Genomic DNA, 16,017 nt, shown 5'->3' with positions numbered 1-16,017 from the left:
AGCGTCTGCAGATTTCCTGCAGGCGTTTCATTTTTTTATTTCATAGGAAAGTTCTACGACCTTTCTTATGAAATAAAAAACGCTCCGCGGGATGTACACAGATGCGTAAGGAAATTATTTGACTACGTCAAATCGCATCTGGCACACAAAGTTGTCAAGCCCCTCAAAGATTGGGGGGTTGGGGAGTTGAAGTGGCTTGCCACTTTGTTCTAGTCATGCTTATATAAAAGCTGCCATTGATATAAATATGGGTGGAATTTTGTCTGCCGTTATGCTAATATGACTAGGTATGTTATCAAATAAATAGAATGAGATAGCGGATAAATTTAAGAAATAAGGAAAGAGGAAGATAGAATGGCAGGCAGCATAGAAAAGGAAATCGGACGGAGGAGGACTTTTGCGATCATCTCTCACCCGGATGCAGGTAAGACAACGCTTACAGAAAAGTTTTTGTTATATGGGGGAGCGATCAACACGGCAGGTTCGGTAAAAGGAAAGGCCAACGCAAAACATGCAGTCTCAGACTGGATGGAAATTGAAAAGGAGAGGGGAATCTCTGTGACTTCCTCTGTTCTTCAGTTTGAATACGATGACTACTGCATCAATATTCTGGACACTCCGGGACATGAGGACTTTTCCGAGGATACCTACCGGACTCTGATGGCTGCAGACTGTGCGGTGATGGTCATTGACGCGTCCAAAGGTGTGGAGGCACAGACGATCAAATTATTTAAAGTGTGTGTCATGAGGCACATTCCTATTTTTACTTTTATCAATAAAATGGACCGGGAGGCAAAAGATACATTTGAACTCCTGGATAATATTGAAAAGGTGCTCGGGATTGACACCTGTCCGGTTAACTGGCCGATCGGATGCGGAAAAGAGTTTAAGGGAGTCTATGAGAGAAACAGCAGAGAGATTCTGGGATTTGAGTCGGTATCTACAGGTGGTTCCAAGGAGGCGAAAGAGACCATCATTTCCATTGATGACGGACAGGCTGAGCAGATGATAGGAGAGGACTTCTACGAAAATCTTATGGAAGAAATTGAACTCCTGGACGGTGCATCCCAGCCTCTCGATATGGAAAAAGTGCATAAGGGAGAACTTTCCCCGGTATTTTTTGGATCTGCGCTGACGAACTTTGGTGTGCAGCCATTCTTGGAGCACTTCCTTCAAATGACCACAGCGCCGCTTCCGAGAGTATCGAAAGGAACAGAGATTGCTCCTGCGGAACATGATTTTTCTGCTTTTGTCTTCAAGATCCAGGCAAATATGAATAAAAACCACAGGGACAGAATCGCATTTATGAGAATATGTTCCGGTAAATTCGAAGCCAACATGGAAGTAAAGCATGTACAGAGCAAAAAGAAAATGCGCCTTTCCCAGCCTCAGCAGATCATGGCGCAGGAAAGGAAGATTGTAGACGAAGCCTACGCCGGAGACATCATCGGTGTGTTCGATCCGGGCATCTTTTCCATCGGGGACACGGTCTGCATGCCGAAAGACGACTTTGAGTATGAGGGGATCCCTACGTTTGCGCCGGAGCATTTTGCCAGGGTCATTCAGCTGGACTCCATGAAGAGAAAGCAGTTTGTCAAAGGGGTGGAACAGATCGCCCAGGAAGGCGCCATCCAGATTTTCCAGGAGCATCAGGCAGGATTTGCGGAAATTATTGTAGGAGTGGTCGGGACACTCCAGTTTGACGTGCTGAAATACCGCCTGGAGAACGAATACAACTGTGAGATCCGTCTGGAGCCGCTTCCGTACCAGGCGATCCGCTGGATTAAGGATGTCCAGACAGACATGAATAAGTTAAAAGGCGTTGCAGAGGTAAAGAAAGTCCGGGATATGAGAGGAAATCCGCTTCTTTTATTTAAAAACGAATGGGGCATCCAATTTGTTCTGGACCGCAACGAAGGGCTGGAACTGGTAGAATTCAGCAAAGAGTAACGAAAAGTGGTTGACAGAATCAGTTTTTAACTGTATGATAGTAAGAGTTGCGAGAAGCAGCAGGAACAAGAAAGAAGAGTATCCACTCTCACCTTAGCACCAGAGTGACTTGGGTTAATATTTAAGAAATTGATTCTATAATCATGCTTGAATGTAAAGTGGATAGTCTGACTATCCACTTATTTTTTATGGAGGTGTAACGTTATTAGCGATTTAATGATCAATGGACAAATCAGAGACAAAGAAGTACGGCTGATCGGAGAAGATGGGTCACAGTTAGGGATTATGTCCGCAAGGGAAGCTCAGAAAAAGGCTGATGAGGCTGAACTGGATTTGGTGAAGATTTCTCCGAAAGCGAAACCGCCTGTGTGCAAGATCATCAATTACGGAAAGTATAAGTATGAACTGGCCCGCAAGGAGAAGGAAGCGAAGAAAAAGCAGAAGACCGTTGAGGTAAAAGAGGTTCGGATGTCTCCGAACATTGATACAAATGATCTGAATACAAAAATCAGCCATGCCAGAAAGTTTTTGTCTAAGGGTGCCCGTGTTAAAGTAACGCTTCGTTTCAGAGGAAGAGAACTTGCTCATGTAAATTCCAGCAAGGGAATCCTTGATGAGTTTGCAAAAGCTTTAGATGACGTAGCGACCGTTGATAAACGTCCTAAATTTGAAGGCAGAAGTATGATTATGTTTTTAGCACCTAAGAACTAGTGCCAGGAAGAAAGAAGAAAGTACAAGGAGGAAATTATCATGCCAAAAGTAAAGACATGTAGAGCAGCAGCAAAAAGATTTAAAAAGACAGGAACAGGAAAATTAAAAAGAAATAAGGCATATAAGAGCCATATCTTAACAAAAAAATCTCCTAAGAGAAAGAGAAATCTTAGAAAATCTGCAGTGACAGATTCTACAAACGCAAAAGTAATGAAGAAGATTTTACCGTATTTATAAGATAGAATATTGAAGGAGGTACTATAAGAAATGGCAAGAATCAAAGGCGGAATGAACGCAAGAAAGAAACATAATAAAGTATTAAAGCTGGCAAAGGGTTACAGAGGTGCCAGATCAAAACAGTATAGAGTTGCAAAACAGTCTGTTATGAGAGCTCTCACATCTTCTTACGCAGGAAGAAAACAGAGAAAACGCCAGTTCAGACAGTTATGGATCGCACGTATCAACGCAGCTGCAAGAATGAACGGTTTATCTTACAGCAAATTTATGCACGGATTAAAGTTAGCTGAAGTTGACATCAACAGAAAGATGCTTTCTGAGATGGCAATCAGCAATCCGGAAGCATTTACAGCATTAGTTGATGTTGCAAAGGGAAAACTGGCTTAAGATATTTTTGGGAGTGTCCCAAAGCTTATATAAACCTCCAAACTGATGTAAGTAAAATTACACAGTTTGGAGGTTTTATTATTAGAAAGTATGTTTATTCTAAGTTTCTCTCAAAGAAATCAAGAAATTCTTCTTTTGTTTTCAAGAATCTGGAATCGTTTAAGTTAGCACCGCTATATAAAAGTTCATTGATCAGACGAAATAACATTGTACGCTCTTCTAATCGAAAAGCAGCCAAAATGACAATACGTGTTTTATGAGAATTGATTTTGATGCGATGTTCTAATGTTGCTATAGAAAGTACGGTTTTTGAACTTGCTTTCATTGAATAAGCTATTGTTACACTAGGCTGTAATGAGAAAGACAAAATAGATTCTCTCTGCAGAACGTCCGCTAAATAGTTTTCTGATACATATCTATTTTCTGAAAAATCGGAGAATAAAAGTTCAATTATGTATTTCCAATCTTGAGTGTCAATTCTCTCGTGCCAACATCCATTTTCCAATAAGTCTAAAGAGCTGGGGAGTGAATCATCATAAAATTGATGAATTTGTTGGTTGATAATATGAGTATTAACGTTGTTCTGATCTTCAATCGTAAAAAAGGGTGAAATAGAGATACAATGACAGTCTGTGTCATTCGTAATTTCTTTTCCGGAAGTATTTAAAATCAAGTCTGTATCTGAAAAATCAAAGGTATCTTTCATATGAATTGGCAATAATTCAGTAATCTCTAAATAATCTTTAAACTTATCTAATATTCGATACTTTAAATCCCAGATGGAAGGCAAATTTAAATGGCACATGACAACAGTTTTTTGTTTTGGAACTGTATAATTATAATAGCGTAAAGCTCCGGCAATGCAGAATGCCAGATATAATATTTCAGTTTCATTCAAATAGCGCTGATAATAACTGTGTGCTAATTCCTGAACACTGTAAGCGATTTCTAATTCAATTAAAATGTTGGATCGTACCGCATTTACCTGTAAAGAAATCTCATTAAAATAATGCAGCGGCAAACTTAAATAGCGAAAATGCTGTAAAATTGTAATATAAAAATCCTCGTTTGCAGAAAAATCAATATGGAAATTCTGTTGGATTTGTTTAATATAAGCATCAGTAAGTTTAAGAATGGATGGGTCAAAATACTGGTCAACAGTTTTGAATGTCAATTTTTTCGCATCTAATAATCGTGCACAGGAGATTATTAGATAAATGTCTTTTCGATCTTCTGTCCCAAAAGAACAATTCAGCTTTTTTTCAAGGGAGTTTAATAAACAATTGGCAGGATGAAGAATCTCTGAGTCAACATAGGTAAGTTCCATTTTTTCTGTCACAGGGTGATTTGAAATAATGCGATAGTACATAATTGCAATAGCTAAATTAAGTTTAATCATGTTGATATCTTCTACAATAATATGGTATTTTGCCAAATAATAATTCGTTTCCTGGATGATGAGACGAAGTATTTTTGCATCAAGATAAAAATTTTCGGAGTACATTGTTCCTGTTGAGCTGTAATTCCAGTGATCGGATAATAAGTGATTCAGAATATAACGTTTTTTTCGTTCATTTTCTTCAAAAGAAATAAACGTCTTATTTCTGATTAATTTAATATATGGATCTTTTTGTGTGAAAGATGCACGTAATTCTTTTAAATCATGTTCTAAAGTTGTCCTGCTGACAAACATTTCTTCTTCAAAATCATATAAATTTAAGTTGCTTTCTGCTAAGCACAGACGAAAAGCAAGATGGCGGACACGTTCCTCTTTTGATAAAAAAGAAGTGGTCATATGTAGAAGCTGCTTCAATTCCTTTTCGCAGTCTGCTTTCAATAAATATCCCCATCGGCGTTTTGACAAAATACAGATAGATGTATTTTTTAATGAATCATTGATTTCGATAATATCATGTCGAATTGTTCTTGAAGATACGTGCAAGTGTTCCGCCAATTCTTCTCCGGTTGTGTAAGTTGTACGAAGCTGTAAAAAATGGATGAGCTGCCGCTGCCGGAGAGAAAGAGATAATGTATCCATAGTAACCTCCCAATTAGAAAATTTGTTATTTCTATTGTATCAAATATAAGAAATATTACAAAAAAATTTCCTTAATAAAACGGAAAAAGCGTGTTTGAGGCAAAGAAAAGATTAGCATACAATGAAATTACAAAATAAAGGAGGAAACAAAAATGAAATATGAAAAAATAAGGAAACAGGTATTAGAAGCGATTTTACAGGCAGTAGAACAAGGATTGATTAATGGTACATCAGGAAACATCGCATTAAGAGATGATGAAGATGATGTTGTGGCAATCACACCAAGCGGAGTTGCATATGGAACAATGAAACCAGAGGACATTGCCATTGTTGACCTAAACGGAAAATGGATGGATGGCCCATACAAACCATCATCAGAAGTACCAATGCATACAGCGGTTCTTAGAGCGAGGCCGGATGTAAAAGCGACAGTTCATACACATGCAATGTTTGCAACTATTATGGCAATGGGTGATGAATCATTAAGACCAATTACACCGCCTCAATGTGAGTTTACACCGGTTCATGTTGTTCCTTTTACCATGCCGGGCAGTGATGATGCAGCGAATAAAGTTGCAGAAGCACTGGGAGAGGATGGAAGATCAGTTTTAATTAAAAATCATGGAATGTTTTGTTGTGGAAAAGACATGAAGTCAGCCATGGATGCCACAATTTATACAGAAGAAATGGCAGTAACAACATACTATGCAAAAGTTCTTGGAAATTACGAGCCAATGCCGGAAGCAGGGGAAAAGAAGATGAAAGAATTAATTGCAGCGGATAAAGCAGTGTAAAGATAGTGATGGAGGCATTTAGATGGCGGAAAAATTTTATGTAAGCAGTGATATTATATTTGGAAAAGATGCGGCAAAAGAGTTGCCGGGAATATTGAAAGAGTACGAAGCTAAGAGTGTAATGGTTGTATACGACAGCGGAGTAAAGGCCGCAGGGATTGCAGAAAAGATTTTAGAGCAAATTGAAAAAGCAGATGTAAAAGTAACAGTTTTTGATGGAGTGATTCCAAACCCCACCAATGAAGCAGTGGAAGAGGCAGCTATGCTTGCAAGAGAAAATGAAATTGATGTTTTTGTTGCTGTTGGAGGCGGAAGCAGTATTGACTTAACAAAGGCAGTTAATATTCTTATGACAAACCCAGGAGAAATCGGACAATATGGTGGAATGGGATTGGTAAAGAATCAGGTTTTACCATTGATTGCAATTCCAACAACAGCCGGAACTTCAAGTGAAATTACGAATGTTGTTGCGCTGACAGATACAAAAGCGGTTTGTAAATACGTTATCATTGATAACAAAATAGCAGCAAATAAAGTAATTGCAGATCCGGAGTTTACAAAAACAATGCCGTCTTCTGTAACGGCAGCAACAGGAATGGATGCGATTACTCATGCAGTAGAAAGCTATATTTCCAATGAAGCAACAGCATTAACAGAATATCATTCACTAAAAGGACTTCAAATTTTCCACGAAAATCTGCCAAAAGTATATGCAAATGGAGAAGATATGGAGGCTAGAGAACAAATGATGTTAGGATGCGTGATTGCGGGATTTGGGTTCTCTAATGCAAATTTAGGTTTGGTGCATGGGATTGCCCATACATTAAGTGCTCATTTTCATTTAGCTCATGGAATGGCAAATGCAGCTGTTTTACCATATGTAATGGAATACAATGCAGACAGTTGTCCGGAAAAAATGGTAAAAATGGCAGAAGCCATTGGATTATCTCTTTCAGGGAATATACAAAAAGATCAATATTTGTTATCAGAAGAGCTGCTGAAATTGACAAAACAGTTAGGGATTAAGACTTTGTCAGAACAGGGGATTGAGAACAAAGACTTTGATATGCTGGCGGAGGATGTATTAAAAGAACCTGTTCTTGGATTCAATCCAAAACAAAACATAACAAAGCAAGATATTCTAAATATTCTGAAGAAGGCTTTTTAAAAAAGAGGAGAAAATATGAAACGAAAATGTGAAGGGAAAAAGCAATATCCACATTTGTTTTCTCCATTGCGCATTGGCAATATTAAAATGAAAAATCGAATTATCTGTGCACCGACAAGTCCCAGCATGATTGATTTGAATGGACATTTTACACCAGAAATGATTGCTTATTTAGAAGAAAAAGCAATGGGTGGTGCCGGCGTTGTTACATATGGAGAAGCAATTATACACTCTAAAACAGGGAAATCCCATAATAAGCAATTACAATTAGATGCATTTGGGGTCAGACAGGGGATGAATGAGGCGGCAAGGGCAATTCACAATGCAGGTGCATATGCCAATATTCAGTTATCACATGGCGGAAAATATGGCGGATTAGCCAGTGTTGGAGGGAATGTTGCAACTTGCGAAACTGCGTATGGTCCAAGTTATGAAATGACACCAATGGGAGAAGTCCATGAAATGCCGAGAACGTTGATTTATGAAATTATTAAATCTTATGGAGAAGCGGCCAGATTATGTAAAGAAACAGGATTTGATATGGTGCAGGTGCATGCGGCGCATGGGTGGCTGTTTTCACAATTTTTATCTCCGGTTATGAACCAAAGAAAAGATGAATTTGGCGGTTCCTTAGAGAACCGTGCAAGATTTTTCCTAATGGCAGTAGATGCCGTAAGAAAAGCGGTAGGACCACATTTTCCGATTGAAGCAAGAATTTCAGGTGATGATTTTACGGACAATGGATTGGGATTAGAAGATTGTGTTAAAGTGGCTCAAATGATTGATGATAAGGTTGATCTAATTAATGTTTCATGCGGAAATCATGAAGATCCGGATATGTTTTGCCGTACTCATCCCTCTGCTTTCTATCCACGCGGAGTCAATGTCTATTTGGCAGCACAAATAAAAAAACATGTAAATACGCCGGTGGCATGTGTAGGATCACTGAATGACCCTGCCCAAATGGAAGATATAATTGCAGCCGGACAGGCGGATGCGGTTGAGTTAGGCCGTGCAAGTCTGGCAGATCCTTATTTGCCAAAGAAAGCATATGAAGGAAGAGCAGAAGACATTACACCATGTTTAAGATGCTATGAATGTTTTGGGGCAACAGGCGAATTAGAAATGGTCAAATGTGCAGTTAATCCAATTATGGGAGAACAGTTGGCAGCAAAGCTTCATAAATCAACTGCGGATATTATGAAAAGTGTTCTGGTTGTTGGCGGCGGCCCGGCAGGAATGGAAGCTGCGATAACATTAGCCAATAGAGGGCATCAGGTTACACTTGCTGAAAAATCAGAGAAGCTGGGAGGAAATTTACATCCGGCAGGAGCAGCTTATTTTAAAGAAGATATTTTAAAATTAATTAAAGTATTAGAACGCCGTGTGAAAGAAGCTGATATAGAGGTTATTTTAAATACTGAAGTAACGCCTGAATATGTGAAAGAACGAAATCCGGATGTATTAATGATTGCCATTGGTGCCAAAGAAAGCCGGCCGCCAATCAAAGGAATTGATGGAGAAAATGTCATTATGGCAATTGATGCGGAACTTCATCCGGAAAAATTAGGATCAAAAATCGTCATTATGGGAGGAGGCCTTGTAGGTGCAGAAGGTGCTGTTGGATTTCACCATGAAGGAAAAGAAGTCAGTATTATAGAGATGAAATCGGAAATAGCAGAGGAAGTGAATTCGTTTTATCGAGGAGGATTGATGCCTGAGGTTGAAAAATCAGCAGCTTGTTATACTGATACAATGGTGAAAGAAATTACATCATCAGGAGTAAAATGTGAAAAAGACGGAAATGAAATTTTTATTGAAGCAGATAGTATCGTCTGTGCACTTGGATTTATATCTCCATATGATGAAGTTGATCAATTTGATGGAGTCGTAGAAGAAACATATGTAATCGGAGACTGCAGAAAAGTAGGAAAGATATATGATGCAGTTAACACGGGTTATTATACAGCACTGCGTGTATAAATGAGGACAGAAAGGAAATGAAGATGAAAAAGAAATTAGTATTATGTACACAATTACCAGAGAAACGATTAGAAGAAATTGAGCAATATTGTGATGTAACCGTTGCAGGAGAACTGAAACACGGAAAAGGAAATGTCACAGAAGAGATGACACGTGAAGAATGTGACGGATACGAAATTGTTGTTTTAGGAGATGAGAATGCCGGAACAGATACCCTTAATCAGTGGATTAGTTCCGGGATGAAGTTTATTGGAGTTGCAAAAGGAACGCCAGTCACTGTTGACAACGAAGTATTAAAAGCAGCAAATATTCCACTATCTTATACACCAGGAAGAAATCGTGTAGCTGTTGCAGAATATAATATCGGACTGATGTTAGCGGCGGCAAGAAAACTGACATTAAGTGCAGCAGGACTTCAAAAAGGAGAACATCTTGGAGAGAAAATGTCAGATATTTATGATGTTCCAGATGTAAAAAATGTAATTTGGGGACCATTAGATGAAAATCATCCTTACACAGACTATGGAATTGGCTTTGAATTATATGGAAAGAAATTAGGAGTTGCCGGTTACGGAGCAATTGGACGGGAAGTAGCTGTAAGGGCAAAAGCCTTTGGTATGGAGATTTTAGCATATGATCCATATTTATCAGCTGATAAAATTGAAGCAGACGGATGTAAAGCTGTAGATCTAGATACAATGTTAAAAGAAAGTGATATGATTAGTATTCATCTGCCGGTTGTGGATTCAACAAAAGGAATCGTAAATAAAGATTGGTTCTCAAAAATGAAACCAACAGCAATTATTGTTAATACTGCAAGAGCTGCTGTTATTGATCAAAAGGATTTTGTAGAGGCACTGGAAACAGGTATAATCGGCGGAGCTGCGATTGATGTCTATTGGAAAGAACCTGTTCCGTCAAATCATCCGTTACTTTCTATGAGAAATGTTGTTTGCACACCGCATATGGCAGGTCTCACAACCGATGTTGATCATTGGTCTGGAGAAATGATGTCACAGGAAGTTTTAGCATATTTAAAAGATGAAGACAGGAAATATATTTGGAAACGCTGAGAAAGGATAAAAATATGGGAAATAATAAAAATAAAACATTAATAGCTGCCGGATTATTGGTAATGTCATTAACAATGGCCTGTAATAGTGCATTGGCACCAATCCTTGCAGAAATCGGAAAGTTCTTTCCGAACGCTAGTGACACATCAATACAAATCGTATTACAGATTATTAATTTAATCTGTTTACCGGGAATGTTGCTGGAACCATATTTAGAGCCGCACATTACGAAGAAAAATATTGGTATTATTGGTACAATCCTTATGTTAGCTGGAGCATTGCTGCCACAGGTATTGAATACAGAACTATGGATGTTATATGCTGCCAGCGGAATTATCGGATTGGGATTATCCTTTGTGGTAGTTGTTAGTTCATCTTTAATTTCAGATTATTTTACGGGGCTTGACAAATCAAGAGTTATGGGATTCCAATCCATTTTTGTCAGTATCGGTGGAGCATTGATTGCCAAAGGTTCTGGAATGTTTACAGCAATGGCAGGATGGAGAAGAGGATATCTGGTATTTTTAATCTGTATTCCGATTGTTCTGATTGTTTTAGCAACTGTGCCAAAAGGTGAGGTTACAAAGCAAGAGGAGAAGAAGGAAAAAGCAGGAATCTCAAAAGAAATGGTCTATTTTGGACTTTTATGTTTGGTAACAGGCATCTTTGTAGCAACTTTTAACTCAAATATTTCAATGTACATAGATCGAAAAGGAATCGGAGATGCAAGCACAGCAGGAACAGTTGCTTCTATTATGCAGATTGTAGGGATTGCAGGAGGATTAGTCTTAGGATCTGTTGTAAAGCGTTTAAGACGATTTACTATTGGCGGAGCAATTCTTATGATGGCGTTGGGAACAGCGATGGTTGGATTCTCAACAAGTTTACCAGTTGTGTGTGCAGGAGCTTTAATTACGGGTCTTGGTTTTGCAATTCGGAATCCGGGAGCTGTTACATTTGCCGCAAATATGGTACCGGCAGTTCAGGCATCTTTGGCGATTGCAATCGTATCAGCTTCATATAATGTTGGAAACTTTGTATCAGCATATGTAGTAAATCCTGCAGCCAATATGTTAGGTAGTGATATTTCAAATCGATTTTTATTGTCAGCTGCGGCACTGGCTGTTATTGGAATTATAGCATGTATAAAAGCGCCAACTACAGATGCACAGGCGTTAGATTCACAAGAATAGAAAACTCTGTACGTCGGATGGGATGGAGGAAATGCAGTGATAAAAGTAGAGAATTACCTATTGGGAATGGATTGTGGAACAACGAATATAAAAGCAATTATCATAGGTGAAGACGGAAAAATAATTGCAGAAGCAAGCCGGCCAAGTAAATTTATGATTCCAAAACCTAATATGCAGGAACAAGATGCCAATGAATGGTGGGAAAATACAAAAGAAATCTTTCACTCGCTTGCGGAACAGGCGGGGGAAGAAATAACAAATAAAATTCGTGGAATCTCTATCAGTTCACATACGGTCAGTATGCTGCCAATTGATGCAGATGGAAATCCGGTGCGAAATGCGATGACATATCAAGATAATCGTTCATCAAAAGAGTTAGATACAATTTTACAGAAGATTGGAGAAGAAGAATTTATTCAAATTGTGGGCGGACAGCCGTCAGTATCATTTTTACCAAGCAAAATTCTTTGGTTTAAAAACAATGAGCCGGACCTTTTTGCTCAAACACAATGTTTCTTACAGGCCAGTTCCTTCATTAATTTTAAATTAACAAGAAAATTGACGATGGATGTGGATCAGGCATCAAGAACACAGTGTTTAGACATCAACACCATGAAATGGTCAGATAAAGTTGGCGATGTGTTAGGAATCAATTTGAATGAATATCTTCCGCAGCCGGTACCAGTTGACGATATTATCGGATTTGTTACGGACGATGCGGCAAGAGAAACGGGATTAGTTCCAGGAATTCCGGTTGTAGCCGGATGCAGTGATGCAATGGCATCCATGTATGCGTTAGGATTGAGCCGTTTAGGAGATGCAGGAGAATCATCCGGAACGAGTTCTCTGGTTTTTGTTGGAAGTGCAAATCAAAGTAAACCGGATGTACCAGTTGTTACAAAACCATGTGCAGTTGATGGAATGCCCTGGATTTTTGACGCCCCAATTACAACGACAGGAGCAGCGATTAAATGGTTTATTGATACAATGGCAGCAGAAGAAAGGTTATATTGTCAACAACATAATTTAAATATTTATAACTATTTAAATGAATTAGCATTAGAATCAAAACCTGGTTCAAACGGATTGTTCTTCTTCCCTTATTTATTGGGTGAAAGAGCCCCTATATGGGATGAAGCAGCAAGAGGCATGTTTATCGGAATGGGAATCAATACAACGAGAAGTGATATCATTCGTTCTATCTTTGAAGGAACAGCATTTGCCTTAAGAAATGTCATGGAAACGGTTAAGGAATCAGGCGGAGAAGCAAATATATTAAGAATTTGCGGCGGCGGAGCTAAAAGTTATACATGGTCCCAGATTAAAGCTTCAATGTTAAATATACCAGTGTATTTGTTAGATGAAGCCTCAGGAGATGTTCCTGTCGGAGATGCTTTGATCGTTGGGTATAAAGTGGGTGTATTTGAGGATTTATCAAAAGCAGTAGAGCAATTAATCAAAGTAAACGACATTGTTCGTCCGAAAGAGGATTGGAGCCGGGTTTATGATCAATTATATCCTTACTATGTAAATATGTATCAGTCATTAAAAGATAATTTAAAATCGTTAAAGGAAACAATGGAATATATATATTAATAAATTCCGTCTTTTGATGCATCTAAAATCAATGATTGAAACGGTTAAGAAACTCAAATGTAATATTTATATGTTACAGAGGAGGAAAAATGAAGGACAAAAAAATATCTATAAAAGAAAGTTTTAATCTTGGAAAAGGCTGGCATCTTATGATTTTTGCAATTTTAGCCATGCTGGTTACAAACGCAGGCGTTAATGATGGATTAAATGTTGCACTGCCGGCGATTGCGAAAGGTGCGGGCCTTGACTATGAAGTCTGCTTAGCAATGGGAACTGTTGCAGGATTTGTCGGGGTAGCAATGATGCTGGTTATTGCGAAATTTCGTGATCGCTTTGGCGGACGAAAAGTAAGTGCAGTTTTATTTATCATTTTTGGGCTGACATTTTATTTTTTGTTTTTAAGAGCAGCCAATATTGTTATGTATGCACTTTCTCAATGTATCATGGTTAGTTGTGGACAAGGTTGTTTTTATCTTTGTACGGGTCCTATGCAATCAGATTGGTTTCCCAGGAAACGGGGTGTTGTCAATGGGATTAGCACCATCGGAGCCAATATTGGAACGGCAGTTTTAGCACCATTGATGACATTTTTATTAGGACGGGCAGAATATAAAGTTAGTTTATCTGTTTTTGCGGCGGCAGCAGTTGTATTAGGAATATACGCATTTGTTACTTTAAGAGATAATCCAATGGATGCAGGCATGTATCCGGATAATGTATCGAAAGAAAAATATGAAACGGAATATAAAGATATATCAGACAAAGATGACTATGTCAGCGATTGGACTATTTCTAAAATGCTGAAATGTAAAGAAGTATGGATTGCGGCAATTGTACCAGGATTTATTACATTAGGATTACTCGGAATTATTACACAATTTGTACAGCGGAATGTGTATTTGGGACTGTCAACAGATATGGCAGTTGGAGCAATGACTGTAGCTGGATTAATTGGGATTATAGGCAGTTATGGAATTGGATATATCGATACAAAAATAGGTACAAAAAAGGCTTGTATGATTTACTGCGGAGTGTTTGCGTTTGGGATTTTATTAAATCTATTAGCAAGTTTTTGGCCCCCGTTAGTATATGCTTCCATTTTTATTGTTGGTTTCTCCTTGGGAGGAAGTACTAATATGTCATTATCATTTCCGGCATCTATCTTTGGTGTGTTGGATTATCCAAAAGTAAATGGTGTGATTTTTCCAATTAATTATTGTATTGGATGTCTTAATTTTGTTGTAAATGCGGTTGTTATGAAATTGACGGGAAGCTTAACCGGGGCATATATTGTTTTCTTTTGTTTGTTTTTGGTTAACATTCTAATTGTAGCAGCAACAGAGGAAGGGAAATGGGATAAATTGAAACATCCGGAATTAATAAATGGAGGGGAAAAGAAACAATAGAAGATTACATAAGTTTAAAGGAAATAAAAGGAGCCAGTTTAAATAATGTGACAGCGGCTGCCATCTTTCTCCACAATGTTACAAAATATGATTAAATATTACGAATATATTACGAAAATATTTAAAAAGTATTGACATAGGGGCTGTGCGTGTTATAATAGCACCTGTAGCAACAAAGTTAACAATTTTGTAACATTTAGAATTTGAGGAGGAAACATGATTATCAAGAAGATGAAACTGTCTGCCGCAGTTGTGGCCATGGCAGGTATGATATTGACATCGGCTCCTGTAAATGCGGCGCCAAAAGAGACAGCAAAGCCGGCAGCGGAGGACCAGAAAAAAGAAAACAACCAGGCGCAGAGCAAGTATGCAGATAAAGTAGTTGCGAAAGTAAAGAGCTCCTCTACTTTGAACATAAGAAAGAAGCCGAATACAGATTCCAAGATTTTAGGAAAAATGAAAAGAGGAGCACTTGGAACGATTGTAAAAAAAGGCACAGAATGGACGAAGGTGAAATCCGGAGATGTGACCGGGTATGTGAAAAATGACTATCTTGTCTTTGAAGATGATATACAGGCTTTTGCAGAAAAAAATATAAAGAAGGTAGCAAAAGTTACAACAGAGACTCTCAGAGTCAGGGAAAAAGCTTCTAAGGATGCTGATGTTGTGACATTAATCTCCGAGGATGAAACTTATAAGGTGAAGAAACAGAACAGCGACTGGGCAAAGGTAAAAGTCGATGGTGAAACCGGATATGTTTCAAAAGATTATGTAGATGTAAAATATAAATTTAAAAAAGCAAAATCTATGAAGCAGATAAAGGCGGAACGTCAGGCAAAGCTGGAAGCACAAAGGAAAGCCCGGGAAGCTCGGGAACAGCAGTCTGTTCAGAGTTCTGTCCAGTCCTCAGGAAGCAGTTCCGCAGACACACAGAGCACTGGCAGCAGCCAGAGCAGGAAATCAATTCCGGCATCTGCAGGCGTTTCAGGAACATCCACAGGCAAAAGAGTAGCAAACTACGCACTGCAGTTTGTGGGGAACCCGTACCGCTACGGCGGAAACAGTCTCACGAACGGAATCGACTGTTCCGGATTTACACAGCAGGTTCTGGCCAAGTTCGGATACAGCATCAGCAGAACATCCAGCTCACAGGCCTCTGAAGGAGTCGCAGTTTCCACAAGCAATCTCCGTGCAGGAGATCTGGTCTTCTACGGAAGCGGAGGAGGCATCAACCACGTAGCCCTTTATATCGGCGGCGGACAGGTTGTGCACGCAAGTAATTCAGCTCCTTATCCAAAAGGAGGGATCAAAGTCTCAAATGCGTTCTATCGGACTCCTGTATGTGCAAGAAGGATCATCCAGTAACAAAAGAATATCTAAAATTAAAATCCCGGAGACTTCAGTTTCTGGGATTTTTAGATTTATTAAAAAAGTCTGAAATCAGCTCTGAGAGTTGCAAAATTATGACAGCCGATGTATCA

General features: G+C 38.7%; 13 protein-coding genes. 12 read left to right on the top strand and 1 reads right to left on the bottom strand.

Annotated elements, in window-relative coordinates:
* The first annotated feature begins 354 nt into the window (after positions 1-354).
* The 4 genes from DWV34_RS04455 (at position 355) to rplT (ending at position 3,285) form a co-directional block, all read left to right on the top strand.
* A complete protein-coding gene (locus DWV34_RS04455; RefSeq protein WP_006569066.1) occupies positions 355-1,950 on the top strand; it encodes a peptide chain release factor 3 in 1,596 nt (531 codons plus the stop codon).
* A 216-nt stretch (positions 1,951-2,166) separates the two neighbouring features.
* Positions 2,167-2,661: a translation initiation factor IF-3 gene (gene infC, locus DWV34_RS04450; RefSeq protein WP_006569065.1), complete on the top strand. Its 495-nt coding sequence runs from the start codon at positions 2,167-2,169 to the stop codon at positions 2,659-2,661.
* Between the two features lie 39 nt (positions 2,662-2,700).
* Positions 2,701-2,898 carry a 50S ribosomal protein L35 gene (rpmI, locus tag DWV34_RS04445; protein WP_006569064.1) on the top strand — a complete coding sequence of 66 codons (198 nt, stop codon included), beginning with the start codon at positions 2,701-2,703 and terminating at the stop codon, positions 2,896-2,898.
* Between the two features lie 30 nt (positions 2,899-2,928).
* A complete protein-coding gene (gene rplT, locus DWV34_RS04440) occupies positions 2,929-3,285 on the top strand; it encodes a 50S ribosomal protein L20 (RefSeq protein ID WP_006569063.1) in 357 nt (118 codons plus the stop codon).
* A gap of 94 nt (positions 3,286-3,379) precedes the next feature.
* On the opposite strand, the gene DWV34_RS04435 is transcribed toward rplT, so the two are convergent.
* Positions 3,380-5,323: a BglG family transcription antiterminator gene (locus DWV34_RS04435; RefSeq protein WP_009290364.1), complete on the bottom strand. Its 1,944-nt coding sequence runs from the start codon at positions 5,321-5,323 to the stop codon at positions 3,380-3,382.
* A 152-nt stretch (positions 5,324-5,475) separates the two neighbouring features.
* On the opposite strand from DWV34_RS04435, the gene DWV34_RS04430 reads away from it, so the two are divergent.
* The 8 genes from DWV34_RS04430 to DWV34_RS04395 all read left to right on the top strand — a co-directional run bounded on the left by DWV34_RS04430 (position 5,476) and on the right by DWV34_RS04395 (position 15,901).
* Complete coding sequence (locus DWV34_RS04430) at positions 5,476-6,117, top strand: class II aldolase/adducin family protein (protein WP_009290365.1); 642 nt, start codon at positions 5,476-5,478, stop codon at positions 6,115-6,117.
* A gap of 22 nt (positions 6,118-6,139) precedes the next feature.
* Positions 6,140-7,285, top strand: coding sequence for an iron-containing alcohol dehydrogenase (locus DWV34_RS04425; protein WP_009290366.1), 1,146 nt, complete (start codon positions 6,140-6,142; stop codon positions 7,283-7,285).
* Between the two features lie 15 nt (positions 7,286-7,300).
* On the top strand, positions 7,301-9,268 hold the full coding sequence (locus DWV34_RS04420) for an oxidoreductase (RefSeq protein WP_009290367.1): 1,968 nt from the start codon (positions 7,301-7,303) through the stop codon (positions 9,266-9,268).
* Between the two features lie 23 nt (positions 9,269-9,291).
* On the top strand, positions 9,292-10,341 hold the full coding sequence (locus DWV34_RS04415) for a 2-hydroxyacid dehydrogenase (RefSeq protein ID WP_187115072.1): 1,050 nt from the start codon (positions 9,292-9,294) through the stop codon (positions 10,339-10,341).
* Positions 10,329-11,534 carry an MFS transporter gene (locus DWV34_RS04410; protein WP_006569057.1) on the top strand — a complete coding sequence of 402 codons (1,206 nt, stop codon included), beginning with the start codon at positions 10,329-10,331 and terminating at the stop codon, positions 11,532-11,534. Before DWV34_RS04415 ends, DWV34_RS04410 begins: the two co-directional genes overlap by 13 nt.
* A 36-nt stretch (positions 11,535-11,570) precedes the next feature.
* Positions 11,571-13,130 carry a xylulokinase gene (locus DWV34_RS04405; RefSeq protein WP_006569056.1) on the top strand — a complete coding sequence of 520 codons (1,560 nt, stop codon included), beginning with the start codon at positions 11,571-11,573 and terminating at the stop codon, positions 13,128-13,130.
* Between the two features lie 89 nt (positions 13,131-13,219).
* The gene (locus tag DWV34_RS04400; RefSeq protein WP_022260899.1) at positions 13,220-14,536 is read left to right on the top strand and encodes an MFS transporter; all 1,317 of its coding nucleotides are present in this window, start codon (positions 13,220-13,222) and stop codon (positions 14,534-14,536) included.
* A gap of 216 nt (positions 14,537-14,752) precedes the next feature.
* Positions 14,753-15,901: a C40 family peptidase gene (locus tag DWV34_RS04395; protein WP_009290372.1), complete on the top strand. Its 1,149-nt coding sequence runs from the start codon at positions 14,753-14,755 to the stop codon at positions 15,899-15,901.
* The last annotated feature ends 116 nt before the right edge of the window (positions 15,902-16,017 follow it).

This window comes from Anaerostipes sp. AF04-45 (assembly GCF_003461725.1).
Lineage (GTDB): Bacteria > Bacillota > Clostridia > Lachnospirales > Lachnospiraceae > Anaerostipes > Anaerostipes caccae.
This window is presented reverse-complemented; position numbering and strand designations above follow the sequence as displayed.